14 protein-coding genes are annotated in these 16,763 nt (G+C 46.2%); 13 read left to right on the forward strand and 1 reads right to left on the reverse strand.

The features are described 5' to 3' along the window. Positions 1-619: 619 nt before the first annotated feature. The 13 genes from D3H55_RS05380 (at position 620) to pyrE (ending at position 14,299) form a co-directional block, all read left to right on the forward strand. Complete coding sequence (locus D3H55_RS05380; RefSeq protein WP_119545895.1) at positions 620-880, forward strand: hypothetical protein; 261 nt, start codon at positions 620-622, stop codon at positions 878-880. Between the two features lie 115 nt (positions 881-995). Continuing rightward, positions 996-1,490, forward strand: coding sequence for a signal peptidase II (lspA, locus tag D3H55_RS05385; protein WP_119545896.1), 495 nt, complete (start codon positions 996-998; stop codon positions 1,488-1,490). Next, positions 1,462-2,373 carry an RluA family pseudouridine synthase gene (locus D3H55_RS05390; RefSeq protein ID WP_119545897.1) on the forward strand — a complete coding sequence of 304 codons (912 nt, stop codon included), beginning with the start codon at positions 1,462-1,464 and terminating at the stop codon, positions 2,371-2,373. The genes lspA and D3H55_RS05390 overlap by 29 nt, the downstream gene beginning before the upstream one ends. A 214-nt stretch (positions 2,374-2,587) precedes the next feature. Continuing rightward, complete coding sequence (pyrR, locus tag D3H55_RS05395; protein ID WP_168412978.1) at positions 2,588-3,130, forward strand: bifunctional pyr operon transcriptional regulator/uracil phosphoribosyltransferase PyrR; 543 nt, start codon at positions 2,588-2,590, stop codon at positions 3,128-3,130. A 97-nt stretch (positions 3,131-3,227) separates the two neighbouring features. Beyond that, positions 3,228-4,604, forward strand: a complete 1,377-nt coding sequence (locus tag D3H55_RS05400; protein WP_420808734.1) for a solute carrier family 23 protein — start codon at positions 3,228-3,230, stop codon at positions 4,602-4,604. Between the two features lie 198 nt (positions 4,605-4,802). Further along, the gene (locus tag D3H55_RS05405) at positions 4,803-5,699 is read left to right on the forward strand and encodes an aspartate carbamoyltransferase catalytic subunit (protein WP_119545899.1); all 897 of its coding nucleotides are present in this window, start codon (positions 4,803-4,805) and stop codon (positions 5,697-5,699) included. A gap of 1 nt (position 5,700) precedes the next feature. Then, on the forward strand, positions 5,701-6,981 hold the full coding sequence (pyrC, locus tag D3H55_RS05410) for a dihydroorotase (RefSeq protein ID WP_119545900.1): 1,281 nt from the start codon (positions 5,701-5,703) through the stop codon (positions 6,979-6,981). Next, positions 6,981-8,072: a carbamoyl phosphate synthase small subunit gene (locus tag D3H55_RS05415; RefSeq protein WP_119545901.1), complete on the forward strand. Its 1,092-nt coding sequence runs from the start codon at positions 6,981-6,983 to the stop codon at positions 8,070-8,072. Before pyrC ends, D3H55_RS05415 begins: the two co-directional genes overlap by 1 nt. Then, positions 8,065-11,280, forward strand: coding sequence for a carbamoyl-phosphate synthase large subunit (gene carB / locus D3H55_RS05420; protein ID WP_119545902.1), 3,216 nt, complete (start codon positions 8,065-8,067; stop codon positions 11,278-11,280). The genes D3H55_RS05415 and carB overlap by 8 nt, the downstream gene beginning before the upstream one ends. After that, a complete protein-coding gene (locus D3H55_RS05425) occupies positions 11,277-12,056 on the forward strand; it encodes a dihydroorotate dehydrogenase electron transfer subunit (RefSeq protein ID WP_119545903.1) in 780 nt (259 codons plus the stop codon). Before carB ends, D3H55_RS05425 begins: the two co-directional genes overlap by 4 nt. Continuing rightward, complete coding sequence (locus D3H55_RS05430; protein WP_119545904.1) at positions 12,053-12,994, forward strand: dihydroorotate dehydrogenase; 942 nt, start codon at positions 12,053-12,055, stop codon at positions 12,992-12,994. Before D3H55_RS05425 ends, D3H55_RS05430 begins: the two co-directional genes overlap by 4 nt. After that, positions 12,966-13,676: an orotidine-5'-phosphate decarboxylase gene (pyrF, locus tag D3H55_RS05435; protein WP_119545905.1), complete on the forward strand. Its 711-nt coding sequence runs from the start codon at positions 12,966-12,968 to the stop codon at positions 13,674-13,676. Before D3H55_RS05430 ends, pyrF begins: the two co-directional genes overlap by 29 nt. After that, positions 13,673-14,299 (forward strand): orotate phosphoribosyltransferase, encoded by a 627-nt coding sequence (pyrE, locus tag D3H55_RS05440; protein WP_119545906.1) that lies wholly within the window; start codon positions 13,673-13,675, stop codon positions 14,297-14,299. The genes pyrF and pyrE overlap by 4 nt, the downstream gene beginning before the upstream one ends. 110 nt (positions 14,300-14,409) lie before the next feature. On the opposite strand, the gene D3H55_RS05445 is transcribed toward pyrE, so the two are convergent. Then, complete coding sequence (locus D3H55_RS05445; protein WP_119545907.1) at positions 14,410-16,116, reverse strand: Rqc2 family fibronectin-binding protein; 1,707 nt, start codon at positions 16,114-16,116, stop codon at positions 14,410-14,412. Positions 16,117-16,763: the final 647 nt, after the last annotated feature.

Consider the following 16,763-nt stretch of genomic DNA (forward strand, 5'->3'; position numbering starts at 1 on the left):
GGAAGAGATTGAAGGCTGAAGGGATACGAATAAGAAGGAAACGTGCCAATAGATGAGGGAACAGTAGATGAAGGGTTACGATTAAGAAGCAATCGTGTTACCAGAGGAAGGGATTGAGGGCTGAAGGGGTACGAATAAGAAGGAACCGTGCTATCTGAGGGAAGGATTGAAGGCTGAAGGGGTACGATTAAGAAGCAATCGTGCCATTAGAGGAAGAGATTGAAGGCTGAAGGAATACGAATAAGAAGGAACCGTGCTATCTGAGGGAAGGATTGAAGGCTGAAGGGGTACGATTAAGAAGCAATCGTGCCATTAGAGGAAGAGATTGAAGGCTGAAGGGATACGAATAAGAAGGAAACGTGCCAATAGATGAGGGAACAGTAGATGAAGGGTTACGATTAAGAAGCAATCGTGTCACCAGAGGAAGGGATTGAAGGCTGAAGGGGTATGATTAAGAAGAAAACATACCATTAATGGAAGAAAACCAAAGATGAAATAGGTACGATTCACAGAGCGGCAATTAACAGGAGCTGCATCTATCCCAATCCCTTGATTACTAATTCTTACATATCAACATTTCTTCGTTTTTGAACCATACTAACAAAACGGAGGGATGTATATGGAAGAACAATTACAACAAACTATCAAGGAATTGGAAGTTTCTTTAAGGGAGCTTGAAAATGCCAGCTCGGAAAATGTTTTGGTTCAACATTACATTCAGGAAGAGAAGAAGGAAATTCAGCAGCTGCTCGAAAGGTATTATTTTCAGGAGTCGATTGACCCGGACATAAGCAGTGAACTCATATCTTATTTTTGGATCGGAAGCGGTAATCATAAGGAACAAGACTGGTTGCATTACACCAAAAAATCGTTATATTAATAAGGGTGGATCAAAGATAGAAAATCATGCTGTATTTGGATAAGAGTGTCTTTCTAGCCGGTATTATGCTAAAATGCTAAAGTAATCATTTTGATTGGAGACGGAGGCTTCCCGTATGTTTTATTATCTGATTGCTTTGGTTGTAATTGCATTGGATCAGTTCACAAAGTGGCTGATCGTGCAGAGAATGACAGAAGGACAGAGCATCACCGTGATTGATAATTTTCTGTATATCACTTCCCACAGGAACCAGGGAGCTGCTTGGGGAATCCTGCAGGGACAGATGTGGTTCTTCTATATAATCACAATCGGAGTCATTATAGGAATCGTTTATTATCTTGAAAAATATGCAAAAGGAAATAAACTGTTCAGCATGAGTCTGGCACTGCTGCTTGGCGGTGCGATCGGCAATTTTATTGACAGGGTATTCAGGAAAGAGGTCGTAGACTTTCTGAATACATTCATCATTCAATACGATTTTCCGATTTTCAACATTGCTGATGCTTCTCTTACAATCGGTGTAGGGTTATTGATCATCAATATGCTGATGGAAGAGCGTAGAGAAAAGAAGGAGAAATTACATGGAAACAATGGAACATATCGTTCGTGAAGAAGAAAAGAGTGTAAGGCTGGACAAGATGCTTACCGGGCTGGAACAAGATTGGTCAAGGTCACAGGTTCAGCAATGGATCAAGGATGGGAATGTAAAGGTGAATGGCTCTGCAGTTAAGACCAACTATAAGTGTGCCGTGGATGATGTAATCGCCATTACGATTCCTGAACTTGAAGAATTGGACGTCATCCCAGAAGAAATGGACCTTGATATATACTATGAGGATGGGGATGTTATCGTGGTTAATAAACCAAGAGGCATGGTCGTCCATCCCGCTCCGGGTCACCCTTCTGGAACATTGGTCAATGGCCTGATGGCGCATTGCAAGGATCTTTCCGGCATTAACGGTGTTTTAAGGCCGGGTATTGTACACAGGATTGATAAAGATACATCCGGACTTCTTATGGTTGCCAAGAATGACATGGCCCATGAGAAATTGGTGGAACAACTGGTCAATAAGACAGTAACCAGGAAATATAAGGCAATCGTCCATGGTATCATCCCTCATGACCAGGGAACAATCGATGCTCCTCTCGGCAGAGATCCGAAAGACCGCCAAAGGATGGCAGTCGTGGATTCAGGACGGGATGCAGTAACGCACTTCAATGTCCTGGATAGGCTCGCTGCTTTTACGTACGTAGAGTGTCAACTGGAAACCGGCAGGACCCATCAAATCCGGGTCCATATGAAATATATCGGTTTTCCTTTGGCGGGAGATCCAAAGTACGGACCGAAAAAAACGCTGGATCTTGATGGACAGGCATTGCATGCGGGTATCCTGGGTTTTGTCCATCCCCGCACAGGAGAATATCTTGAGTTTGAAGCGGAACCGCCAGCGGTTTTTCGACAAACTTTGCAAAAACTGCAAAATATCCGTTGACAATCAATCTGTCAGGTCTTATGATTGATATAACCGAATAAGGAAACCTTTAATGCAGTCCCGTGAGGCTGAGAAGGAACTTTTCATGAACTTACACTACAGGAGTGCAGTGTAAGGATTTCAAACGATAAGTATGCCCTCTCACCAATACGGTGGGAGGGATTTTTTGTTTATTAAAATGTTTCCCGGTAATATTAAGGATGAGGTGATGATAGTGGCTCAAAAGACGGTTGTTCTGGATCAGCCGGCAATCAGAAGGGCGCTTACCAGGATTGCCCACGAGATTATCGAACGCAACAAAGGGATTGAAAATTGCATCCTGGTAGGTATCAAGACCAGAGGCATTCACTTAGCAAAAAGACTGGCGAACCGCATTGAAGAAATAGAAGGTACCAAGATTCCGGTAGGTGAAATTGATATTACGCTATATCGGGACGATTTGACAGTCAAGACGGAAAATGAGGAACCTGAAGTGAAAGGCTCTGATCTACCGGTGGCCATTACCGATAAAAAGGTAATACTCATTGATGATGTACTTTTCACCGGAAGGACGGTTAGAGCAGCACTGGATGCCCTGATGGATATGGGGAGGCCGGGCACGATCCAGCTTGCGGTCCTCGTGGACAGGGGCCACAGGGAACTCCCGATCCGTGCTGACTTTGTTGGAAAAAACATACCGACTTCAAGTTCAGAGAAAATAGTGGTAGAACTTTCAGAAGTGGATGATGAAGATCAAGTAACAATACACGATAATTAAACAGCTTTCCTTTTAAAGACAGTCCAGAGAGGCTGGCAAAGGAATCTCAATCGCGGTTTCCGATGAAACCGTATTGCAGAACCCTCTTTGCGCCCTCTTGCAACGAGGGTTTTTTTTACAGGAACGAACACGAAAGAGGAGGAATATCACGTTGGCAAATCACAATGAAGCAGTTTTAGATGTTAGAGACGTACCAAAGGCGGGCCAATGGCTTACCTTGAGTATACAGCACTTATTCGCGATGTTCGGAGCGACGGTACTTGTGCCGTTCCTGGTGGAGCTAAGTCCGGCGGTGGCATTGATCTCAAGCGGTCTTGGCACACTGGCTTACCTTCTGATCACCAAAGGGAGAATACCCGCTTATCTTGGCTCATCCTTTGCATTCATTTCACCAATCATCGCCGCAAAAACAGCAGGCGGTCCGGGGGCAGCCATGATGGGAAGCTTCCTTGCGGGGATTGTATACGGAATTGTCGCCCTGCTGATTTCGCAATTTGGTTTAAAATGGCTGTTGAAAATTCTTCCGCCGATTGTAGTCGGGCCGGTCATCATGGTTATCGGACTTGGGCTTGCAGGCACTGCAGTCGACATGGCAATGTACGAAAACCCAGGGGCAGCCCCTGCAGAACTCATATATAGTAATACACATTTAATGGTTGCTCTGGCAACACTGGGAATCACGATTCTGGGATCGATTTTCTTTAGAGGTTTCCTTGGTCTGGTTCCGATCCTGGTCGGCATCGTAGGGGGGTACGCCATTGCATTCTTTGCAGGAATCGTAGACCTGACACCGGTGAAAGAGGCATCATGGTTCCAGATTCCGGACTTCATAATTCCATTTGTAAGTTATACACCGGCATTCTCATGGGAAGTAGTTTTCATCATGGTCCCTGTCGCCATCGTTACTTTGGCAGAACATACAGGTGACCAAATGGTATTAAGCAAGGTCGCTGGGAGAAACTTCATCAAGCAGCCCGGACTGCATCGTTCGATCATGGGTGACGGGGTGGCGACAATCATTGCTTCCTTAATCGGCGGCCCGCCAAACACAACGTATGGAGAAAACATAGGCGTCCTGGCAATTACACGGGTCTTCAGCGTGTTCGTCATCGGTGGCGCTGCAGTAATAGCAATTATCTTTGGATTTGTAGGGAAAATCACAGCCTTGATCGGGACGATTCCGACAGCAGTAATGGGCGGTGTTTCCATCCTGTTGTTCGGTATCATCGCTTCCAGCGGACTCAGGATGCTGATTGACAACAAAATTGATTTGGGACAGAAACGCAATTTGATCATCTCTTCTGTGATACTGGTCATTGGGGTTGGAGGAGCTTTCATCGAAATCACTGATAAGCTTTCATTATCAGGAATGGCTCTGGCAGCCATTGTAGGTGTGGTACTTAATTTGATCCTGCCTGGTCAGGAACCTGTCGATGAAGACGAGATGTTCAAAGGTTTGAATGAAGAGAATTAATTGAAAAAATAAATAGAGTATCAAACACCTTTTAAGAGAGGTCCAGAGAGGCTTAGAAGGGTGTTTCGGTGACGCGCAGGGAAACTTGAACCCATTATAGGGGACAGGTATACCTTAGTGGATCCAAAACACCCTGGCTTAAAAAGGTCAGGGTGTTTTTTATTATCAGGACTCTTCAAAAATAGGAGGCTGCGGATCATGAAGCACTTGTTGACGATGGCAGAACTTAGCCCGACTGAGATAGAAGAGATTTTATCCGAAGCAAAAGGATTTAAGAATGGGGAGAAATGGACTCCCGAAGCTCCTAAGTACATAGCAAATTTATTTTTCGAAAACAGCACAAGAACGAAGTGCAGCTTCGAAATGGCGGAAAGAAGGCTCGGTCTGGAAGTCATTCCATTTGAGACGCAAACATCCAGTGTCTCAAAAGGCGAGACGCTTTATGACACGGTTAAGACCCTTGAAGCGGTAGGAGTGGATGCCGTAGTTCTCAGACATGAGCATGACCGTTACTTTGACGGGTTGAAAGACCAACTTTCGATTCCTATCCTTAATGGCGGGGACGGATGCGGAAACCATCCGACACAATGTTTGTTGGATCTTATGACTATACATGAAGAGTTTGGAACCTTCAAAGGACTGAAGGTAAGCATCATCGGGGATATCTCACATAGCAGGGTTGCCCGTTCCAATGCGGAAGCATTAACAAAATTAGGCGCAGAGGTGTTTTTCTCCGGCCCGCCGGAATGGTTTCCTGACGACCTGGTCGAAGACGGCCGGTACCTTCCGATAGATGAAGCAGTAAAGGCCGGCGATGCAGTCATGCTGCTGAGGGTGCAGCATGAAAGGCATGAAAGCACATCCGCGTTGACTAAGGAAGAATATCATCAGGAATTCGGATTGACAGTAGAAAGAGCCGACTTAATGAAAGAACACGGAATCATCATGCATCCTGCTCCAGTCAACCGTGGTGTTGAAATCGCAGATGAACTGGTTGAAAGCCCTAAGTCAAGGATCTTCAAGCAAATGGAAAATGGAGTATATGTAAGAATGGCAGTCTTAAAAAGGGCACTGATATCCCAAGGAGGAGAATAATATGACAACTATCATAAAAAATGCAAAGTGGTTAGAAGAGAACGGAACGATTTTAACAAAAGATGTAAAGATAGTGGATAAACATATTGCCGAAATTGGTGAAAATCTGGCAGATGGAAATGCAGATATTTTCGATGCCAAGGGTCTCCTTCTCCTCCCGGGATTTGTGGATCTTCATGTGCACCTTAGAGAGCCTGGCGGCGAAAAGAAGGAAACAATCGAAACAGGGACAAAAGCAGCTGCAAAAGGCGGATTCACGACATTGGCGGCGATGCCGAATACACGGCCGGTACCGGATGACGTGGAAACACTTCAATGGCTGAACGGAAGAATAAAAGAAACAGCGAAAGTAAGAGTACTTCCATATGCTTCCATTACAGAACGGCAGGTTGGAAAAGACCTTACTGACTTTGCAGCACTAAAAGATTCAGGAGCGTTCGCTTTTACAGATGATGGGGTAGGAGTGCAGGAAGCCGGAAAAATGTATGAAGCCATGAAAGCGGCAGCCGCAGTCGACAAAGCCATTGTGGCTCATTGTGAAGATAACAGCCTGATATACGGCGGAGCCGTGCATGAAGGGAAATTCTCAAAAGAGAATGGGTTTAAAGGGATTCCATCCATCTGTGAGTCAGTCCAAATCGCCAGGGATGTCCTTCTTGCCGAGGCGGCGGATTGCCACTATCATGTCTGCCACATCAGTACAAAAGAATCTGTCCGGGTTGTCAGGGACGCTAAAAAAGCGGGCATCAGAGTGACCGCGGAAGTGACTCCCCATCATTTGCTCCTGACAGAGGAAGATATACCGGGAGACGATGCGAACTATAAAATGAATCCTCCCCTTAGAAGCACAGAAGACCGTGAAGCGCTGATAGCAGGGCTGCTGGATGGAACCATCGATTTCATTGCGACCGACCATGCCCCTCATACGGCATCGGAGAAATCAGAAGGAATTGCCCTTGCCCCATTTGGAATTGTGGGATTGGAAACAGCCTTCCCGCTGCTTTATACAAATTTTGTGGAAAAGGGATCATTCACACTGAACCAGCTTGTTGATTGGATGACCAGGAAGCCGTCTCAAACATTCAGACTTCCTTATGGAACCTTGGAGGTTGGAAGCTTAGCCGACATCACACTGGTAGATTTAAACCAGACACAAGCAATCGATCCTGATACTTTCCTGTCAAAAGGAACAAATACACCGTTTGGCGGATGGGAATGCAAAGGCTGGCCGCAAGCAACATTTTCAGAAGGAACCTTAATTTGGAAGGAAGGCGAACAATAATGAAAAGACAGCTTATTCTTGATGATGGCACTGTATTTACAGGGGAAGGATTTGGAGCTGAGACAAGTTCTGTTGGAGAGGTTGTTTTTAACACAGGAATGACAGGGTATCAGGAGATTCTCTCAGATCCGTCTTACTGCGGCCAAATCATCACTCTGACATACCCGATGATTGGAAACTATGGAATCAACCGCGATGATTACGAATCCATTTCACCGGCAATCAAAGGACTCATTGTAAGAGAAGAAGCAGATTTCCCTTCCAACTGGAGAACTGAAAGTACATTGAATGACCTCCTGAAAGCGAAAGGAATTCCGGGACTTGCCGGAATTGATACGAGAATGCTGACAAGAAAAATCAGGGAACGCGGAACGATGAAAGGAATGATCTGCTCTGCAGAAGCCGACAAGGAAGAAATCCTTCACAAGCTGAGAGCTGCTGAACTTCCATCAAACCAGGTGAAACAGGTCTCAACCAAAACTGCCTATCCAAGTCCTGGCAGAGGGTTCCGTGTCGTATTGGTGGATTTCGGGATGAAGCATGGAATTCTCAGGGAGCTCAACAAAAGAGATTGCGACGTGATTGTCGTTCCTTACAATACATCAGCCAAGGACATTCAGGCATTGAACCCGGATGGCATCATGCTCTCAAACGGACCAGGAGATCCAAAGGATGTCCCGGAGGCAATCGAGATGATCAATGATATTCTTGGGAAGATTCCTTTGTTCGGAATTTGTCTTGGGCACCAGCTGTTTGCACTGGCAGGCGGCGGCGACACCTTCAAGATGAAGTTTGGACACCGCGGCTCCAATCACCCTGTGAAAGACCTTGCAACAGGAAAAATTGCTTTGACATCACAAAACCACGGGTATTCAGTGGATGAAGCTTCATTGGAAAAAACACGCCTGGAAATCACCCATATCGGATTGAATGACGGAACAATAGAAGGATTGAAACATCTTGATTTGCCTGCCTTCACGGTCCAATACCACCCGGAGGCTTCACCTGGGCCTGAAGATGCAAACGGACTTTTCGATCAATTCATGACAATGATGAAAGCGGAAATGAGAAAGGAGATTTCACATGCCTAAACGTACAGATATCAAAACCATCCTGGTAATCGGAAGCGGCCCGATCGTCATCGGCCAGGCGGCAGAATTTGACTATGCAGGGACACAGGCCTGTATCGCCCTGAAAGAAGAAGGCTATAAAGTCATTCTTGTAAACTCCAATCCAGCGACAATCATGACGGACAGTGAAATTGCCGATAAGGTATATATCGAACCTTTAACACTGGAATTTGTCAGCAGGATCATCCGCAAAGAACGTCCTGATGCACTGCTTCCTACCCTTGGAGGCCAGACAGGGTTGAATATGGCGGTAGAATTGGCCAACTCGGGTGTCCTTGATGAATGTGAGGTTGAAATCCTTGGAACAAAGTTATCAGCCATTGAACAGGCTGAAGACCGGGATCTTTTCAGAAAACTGATGAAAGAACTGAATGAGCCGGTGCCGGATAGTGAAATCATCCGGACGGTAGAAGAAGCTTTCGAGTTTGTTGAAGAAGTGGGCTACCCGGTGATTGTACGTCCTGCCTATACATTGGGGGGAACAGGCGGAGGGATTTGCCATAACCGCAAGGAATTGATTGAAATTGTCAGCAGCGGATTAAAATACAGTCCGGTTACACAGTGTTTGCTTGAGAAAAGCATCGCAGGGTTCAAGGAAATCGAATATGAAGTGATGCGCGACAGCAATGACAGTGCCATCGTTGTATGTAATATGGAAAACTTTGACCCTGTCGGCATCCACACAGGTGACTCAATCGTTGTGGCACCAAGCCAAACGCTGAGTGACAGGGAATATCAAATGCTCAGAAACTGTTCATTGAAAATCATCCGTGCTTTGGGGATTGAAGGGGGATGTAATGTGCAGCTGGCCCTTGATCCAAACAGCTTCCAGTATTACATCATCGAAGTGAACCCCCGCGTCAGCCGCTCTTCTGCACTTGCATCAAAAGCTACGGGTTACCCGATTGCAAAGCTTGCGGCTAAGATTGCGGTTGGCCTGAACCTTGATGAGATGATGAACCCTGTAACAGGAAAAACGTATGCAAGCTTTGAGCCGGCACTTGACTATATCGTTTCCAAGATTCCCCGCTGGCCGTTTGATAAATTCGAATCAGCAAAAAGAAATCTTGGAACCCAGATGAAGGCTACGGGGGAAGTCATGGCAATCGGCCGTACCTTTGAAGAATCGATCTTAAAGGCTGTGAGATCACTGGAGAGCAACGTTTATCACCTGGGACTTGAAGACGGAGACAGCTTTGATGACGCACTGATCGAGAAACGCATTAGAAAAGCCGGAGATGAAAGACTATTCTATATAGGCGAAGCACTGCGCCGCGGTGTGACGATTGAAACCATCCATGAGTGGAGCAAAATCGATTTGTTCTTCCTTCATAAGCTTAAGAAAATTGTGGATTTTGAAACTGAACTTGCTGATTCTCCGTTTAACTATGAACATGCCCTGAGAGCAAAACGAATGGGCTTTGCCGATATCACACTGGCGAAGTTATGGAATGCGACTGAAAAGCAAGTTTATGACTGGAGAAAAGAACAGGAACTGATTCCTGTTTACAAGATGGTGGATACATGTGCGGCAGAGTTTGAATCCGAAACACCATACTTCTACGGAACATATGAGAGAGAAAATGAATCAGTTGTCACTTCGAGGAAAAGCGTGGTGGTCCTCGGATCGGGTCCGATCAGGATCGGCCAGGGTGTGGAGTTCGATTACGCAACAGTCCATTCTGTATGGGCCATAAAAGAAGCGGGATACGAAGCCATCATCGTCAACAATAACCCGGAGACAGTTTCAACCGACTTCAGCATTTCCGACAAGCTTTATTTCGAACCGCTGACAATTGAAGATGTCATGCATATCATCGACTTGGAAAAGCCGGAAGGTGTCGTCGTCCAGTTTGGTGGGCAGACGGCGATCAACCTGGCAGCCCAGCTGGTCGAGAGGGGCGTCAAGATCCTCGGTACATCATTGGAAGATCTTGACCGGGCCGAGAACAGGGATAAATTTGAGTATACCCTCCAAAGCCTCGGTATTCCTCAGCCGGAAGGGAAGACAGCCGTTACAGTCGAAGGTGCAGTAGAGATTGCTGAGTCCATCGGCTACCCTGTCTTGGTTCGCCCGTCATATGTATTGGGCGGCCGCGCGATGGAAATCGTCTATGAACAAGACGAACTTCTTCAATATATGAAAAATGCGGTCAAGGTGAATCCTGAGCATCCAGTCTTGATTGACCGCTACTTAATCGGAAAAGAAATTGAAGTGGATGCGATTTCAGATGGCAAGGATGTCGTCATTCCTGGCATTATGGAACATATCGAGAGAGCGGGTGTCCATTCCGGTGATTCTATCGCGGTATACCCTCCGCAGCAGCTCACTAAGGATCAGAAAGATAGAATCATAGAGTATACAACGAAACTGGCAAGAGGGTTAAACATCATCGGTCTCCTGAATATCCAGTATGTCATCAGCAAAAATGAGGTGTATGTCCTGGAAGTCAATCCGCGTTCAAGCCGGACTGTGCCGTTTTTAAGTAAAATCACCAATGTGCCTATGGCAAACCTGGCCACTAAAGTGATCCTGGGAAGCACGCTTGCCGAAATGGGCTACCAATCCGGTTTGGTTACAGAGAAAAAGGGTGTGTATGTCAAAGTCCCTGTATTCTCCTTCGCGAAACTGCGCAGAGTGGACATCACTCTCGGGCCGGAAATGAAATCAACGGGAGAAGTAATGGGGAAAGATTCTACACTGGAAAAAGCACTTTATAAAGGGATTGTAGCAGCAGGCATGCAGATGAAAGAGTATGGATCCGTCCTGCTTACCGTCGCAGACAAGGATAAAGAAGAGGCGACGGGACTTGCTAAGCGCTTCGTCAATATCGGTTACCAGATCCTTGCTACAAAAGGTACAGCGGATGTATTAAGGGCAGCGGACATCCCGGTGAAAGAGGTAGACAAGATTGGTTCTGAAGGTCCTACGCTCCTGGATGTCATCCAAAGCGGCGAAACACAGCTCGTCATCAATACCCTGACAAAAGGCAAGCAGCCTCAGAGAGACGGATTCAGGATCCGCAGGGAGTCTGTGGAAAACGGCATTCCTTGTTTGACTTCACTGGATACAGCCGAAGCAATCCTGAAAGTCTTTGAATCCATGACCTTCTCAGCGGAAGCAATGGAAGGGGCGGAAGAAACTCAAAAGGCGGCGGTATTTTCATGATAAAAAAGGATCTCATGCATATCATTTCCAATGAAGAAATCGCCGAAAATATATTCAAAATGGTTTTGTCCGGAGATCTTGTTTATGAACTGAACGAACCGGGACAATTCCTGCACTTCAAAACAGGAACAGGGGTGGAACCACTCCTGCGCCGCCCAATAAGCATTGCAGAGATAGATAAAGAAAATAGAAGGCTTACAGTCATTTACCGGGCAGAGGGCAAAGGGACAACTCTTCTTTCACATGAAAAAGCAGGAGCCTCTGCTGATGTGCTTGGCCCCCTCGGAAACGGGTTTCCAATCCACGAGGAAGATGAAGGGAAAACAGCCCTGTTAGTGGGAGGCGGAATCGGGGTGCCGCCACTCTATGAGCTTTCGAAACAACTGATTCAAAACGGAATCAAGGTTTTTCATGTCCTCGGCTTTCAGAAAAGCGAAGCGGCATTTTATGAAAAAGAATTTTCAGAACTTGGGCCAACCTTCATTGCCACAGTGGACGGTTCATTAGGAACCAAGGGATTTGTTACAGATGTGATAAAAGAAAAAGGACTGGAATTTGATCTTTTCTACTCCTGCGGACCCAAATCCATGCTGGCGGCACTCAGTAGTTCATATGGCGAGAGCAAAGGGTATATATCCCTTGAAGAACGGATGGGCTGCGGAATCGGTGCCTGCTTTGCGTGTGTTTGCGAGAAGGCAGTGAATGATGGAGACAAAAATTATGTGAAGATTTGCAGTGATGGACCAGTATTTCCAGTGGGGGTGGTGAAGTTATGAATAAATTAAAAATCGAACTACCGGGTTTAAGCTTGAAGAATCCGGTAATGCCGGCCTCCGGATGCTTCGGTTTCGGCAAGGAGTTTGCAGGTCTTTATGATTTGAGCATGCTTGGGGCCATCATGATCAAGGCAACCACCCTTGACACCAGGTTTGGAAATCCCACACCGCGTGTTGCCGAGACGTCATCCGGAATGCTTAATGCAATCGGGCTGCAAAACCCTGGCCTGCAAAAGGTGATGACAGAGGAACTGCCATGGCTGGAGAAATATAATGTACCTATTATAGCGAATGTGGCAGGATCTAAGACAGAGGATTATGTGGAGGTTGCAGAGACGATTTCGACTGCACCAAATGTTAAAGCAATTGAGCTCAATATCTCTTGTCCAAATGTTAAGACAGGGGGCATTGCTTTTGGAACAGTCCCTGAAATAGCTAAGGAGTTGACAAAGAAGGTCAAAGCTGTTTCTTCTAAACCTGTCTATGTGAAACTTTCCCCGAATGTCGGCAGCATAGTGGAAATGGCCAAAGCCGTGGAAGAAGGCGGAGCGGACGGCTTGACGATGATCAATACTTTAATTGGCATGAGAATTGATACGAAGACCGGGAGGCCGGTCATTGCCAACGGAACTGGCGGTTTGTCGGGTCCGGCCATCAAGCCGGTGAGCATACGCATGATTTATGAAGTAAGCCAGAAAGTCAATATACCGATTATTGGCATGGGGGGGGTCCAGACGGTTGATGACATCCTTGAATACTTCTATGCAGGAGCAAGCGCGGTCGCCGTGGGAACTGCAAACTTCGTAGACCCGTTCATATGCCCGGACCTGATCAAAGGTTTGGAAGAAAGATTGGCTGAGATGAAGGTGGATCATATTTCTGAATTGACAGGAAGGAGCTGGGGGAAGCATGGAACAGGAGCCTATAGTCGCACTTGATTTTCCGACGTGGGAGATCAGCAGAAAGTTTCTGGAGAATTTTGAAACGCCGCTGTTTGTAAAAGTGGGGATGGAACTATATCTTCAGAATGGACCTTTGATTCTTGAGGAATTGAAAAAAATGAATCACCGGATTTTTCTAGATCTGAAGCTCCATGATATCCCCAATACTGTCGGGCAGGCAATGAAAGGCCTGGCACAGTTTGAAATCGATTTAATCAATGTCCATGCTGCAGGCGGCGTGAAAATGATGGAGCAAGCGATGGAAGGCTTGATTCAAGGTACCCAGGCAGGGAAGGAACGGCCGAAGCTTATCTCGGTTACACAGCTTACTTCCACTTCAGAAGAGCAAATGAAAAAGGAACAGCTCATCTTGGTGCCGCTTGTTGACTCGGTCCTGCACTATGCTGAAATCACTAAGGAGGCAGGGCTTGATGGAGTGGTCTGTTCCCCTCACGAAGCAGCAGCGATACAGGATGCTTGCGGCAGGGAGTTTTTGAAAGTGACTCCGGGCATAAGGTTGAAAGGTGATGCAGTACAGGATCAAAACCGTATTGCTTCTCCTTCTCAAGCACGCCTCCTTGGCGCTTCTGCCATTGTAGTAGGCAGGAGCATCACTGGGGCTGCTGACCCGGCAGAGGCGTATCGGAGAGTGAAAACGGAATGGGAGGGACAATCATGAAAAAAGAAATTGCTCAGGAATTATTGAATATTGAAGCGGTGTTTTTAAAGCCGAATGATCCTTTTACTTGGTCTTCGGGTTTGAAATCCCCTATATACTGCGATAACCGATTAACGATTTCCTATCCTAAAGTAAGGAATATGATCGCTGAAGGCATGGCTGAAAATATTAGAAATCATTTTCCTGATGCGGAAATGATCGCAGGCACCGCCACAGCGGGGATCCCCCATGCAGCCTGGGTCAGCGACCGGCTTGGATTACCAATGTGTTACGTCCGTTCGAAGCCGAAAGCCCATGGCAAAGGAAGCCAGATTGAAGGGAAAGTTTCAAAAGGGCAGAAGGTTGTCGTAGTTGAAGATTTGATTTCGACAGGAGGAAGCTGCATCTCCGCAGTTCATGCCTTGAGAGAAGAGGGCTGTGAAGTGCTTGGCGTATCTGCCATCTTTACATACGAGCTGCAAAAAGGCATCGAAAGGCTTGAAGAGGAAGGAATAAAAGCAGTATCGCTATCCGACTACACAGCACTGTTAGAGGCTGCTCATGAGAACCATTACATTGAAGAAAAAGACCTTGAAGCGCTGAAAAGCTGGAGGCAGTCCCCAGAAAATTGGGCCCCCAACTAAAACCGCCGGGGACAGTCCCCTGTTACTTTAACGTAACAGGGGACTGTCCCCGGCTGCGTTAACGCGTTAATGAAATAAAGAAAGCGCCCCGAAAGGCGCTTTCCGTCATTCTATTCTTTTTTCATCGCACGCACGGTATCCAGGCTTGGCGTTGTATAAACAGTCTGCTGTCCGTCATAGGTGACAAATCCCGGCTTGGCGCCGTTAGGTTTTTTTACGTTTTTTACGGCAGTGAAGTCAACCGGCACTGAACTTGACTCCCGGGCTTTACTGAAATATGAGGCCAGTACCGCAGCTTCTTTGATGGTTTCATCTGAAGGGTCCTTGCTCCTGATGACGACATGGGAACCAGGGATATCTTTTGTATGAAGCCATATTTCCTCTTTTCCTGCAAGTTTATTTGTCAGGTAATCATTCTGTTTATTATTCTTTCCAACGAGAATGGTCGTTCCATCACTGGATAAATAGGATTCCAGCTGAGGTTTTTCGTTATTCTTCTTTTTCTTCTTTTCGTGCTTCGCTTTGATGTAGCCTTCTTCTGCGAGTTCTTCCCGGATTTCCATGATATCCTTTGGAGAAGCGGAATCAAGCTGCTGCAGCAGCTGCTCCAGATACAGAATTTCTTCCTTTGCTTTTTCAATCTGTTCCTGAACGATTCTGATTGCTGTCTTTGCTTTGGTATATTTTGAAAAATATTGCTGGGCATTCTCAGAAGGAGTTTTTCTTGTATCCAGGGCAATCTTCACTGTGCCGCCCTCTTCATCATAATAATTGACGACTTCAATTTTCTTCATGCCTCTTTCAACAGCATATAAGTTTGCAGTAAGCAATTCTCCATACAGCTGATAGGTATCTGCATTCTCCGCATCTTTTAACGTTTTTTCAAGTTTGACAATTTTACTTTGATTCTTATCCCGCTCATTTTTGATGAACCGTTCAAGATCATTTCCCTGCTGCTTCACCCGGTCTCTTTCTGCTTTTTGATGGAAATAGCGGTCCAGCAATTCACTTAAATTGGAATAATGATACCGCTCTCCATCTATATGTTGAAGATCAAGGAAGTAAAAAGTTTCTTTATCCGATTGTATGAGCGTTGGCTGATAGTCACGTTGTTTAACAGGTTCGAGCAGATTCAGCACTGCTTGAGGCAAACTGTTCCGATTTGCGAGACCAGCACGATGGACGGCTTCTTTTGCAAACAGTGGGGAAAAACCGGAAAAGGCTCCGACTAACTGCTTATCAAGCTTACCGCTGTTAAAATCAACTGCCCTGAGGATATCATCCCTGTCTGCTTCCAGAGGGTTCTTCTTATCCTGTGGAGGCGGGAACTTGTATTCTTGTCCTGGCAGGACGGTTCTGTAGCTGTTAATGGAAGGCGGGATATGCTTGACTGAATCGAGAATCATATTCCTGCTCTTATCCACAACTACTATGTTGCTGTGCCTTCCCATTATTTCGATAATCAGCTGCTTATAGGACACATCACCGATCTCGCTTCGCCCTTTAATTTCAAAAATGATGATCCGGTCGACTTCCTTCTGATAAACATCTTCTATTATGTATCCCTCAAGGTGCTTCCTGAGAAGCATACAGAACATGGGAGGGACTGATGGATTTTCATAGCTTTGGGAAGTCAGCTGTACCCGGGCATAGCTGGGGTGTGCAGACAAAAGGAGCTTATGGTTTTTCCCCTGTGACCTGACGATCATGATGATTTCATTTTTGTATGGCTGGTGGATCTTGTTGATCCGCCCGCCTTTTAACAGATCGCCAAGCTCTTCAGACATGGCTTTTGTAAATAATCCATCGAATGACATTTTATTACATCCTCTACTGTGTTAGTTATCAAATTAAAGAATTTATATCTTACCGTTACATCTTAGCATTCCTTTTCAGATGGTGCGGCAGGATGGACGGGCGTACGGAATCCAGTGCTTTTCGATGTTTTGACTAGTAAGGAAAGGTGATGAAGCTTACTGGGTTCTTTGTGCTCCCATTATTTCATGCGGAAGCCTTCCAGTCCGTACGCCGCTGAGCGGGGCATCTCCACTTTTTATCAATCCAGTTCCAGCGGCCAGCGCCTAGCGGATTTCGGTCTCTCTCCTTGCGATAAGTCAACATCAACTCACGTTGTTCGTTGTGTTTCCTTTATCTCATGCGAGAGCCCTCCAATCCGTACGGCGCTGAACGGCCGCTTCCACTTTTTATCAATCCAGTTCCGATGCCCCAGCGGCTATCGAACTTCCGTCTTCCTCCTTGCGATTAGTCATCATCGAATCGCTTCGCTCTTCGTGATTCCTATATCTCATGCGGAAGCCTTCCAGTTCGTACGCCGCTGAGCGGGGCATCTCCACTTTTTATCAATCCAGTTCCAGCGGCCAGCGCCTAGCGGATTTCGGTCTCTCTCCTTGCGATAAGTCAACATCAACTCACGTTGTTCGTTGTGTTTCCTTTATCTCATGCG

Origin of the sequence: Bacillus salacetis, from assembly GCF_003581585.1 — a bacterium.
Lineage (GTDB): Bacteria > Bacillota > Bacilli > Bacillales > Bacillaceae_B > Rossellomorea > Rossellomorea salacetis.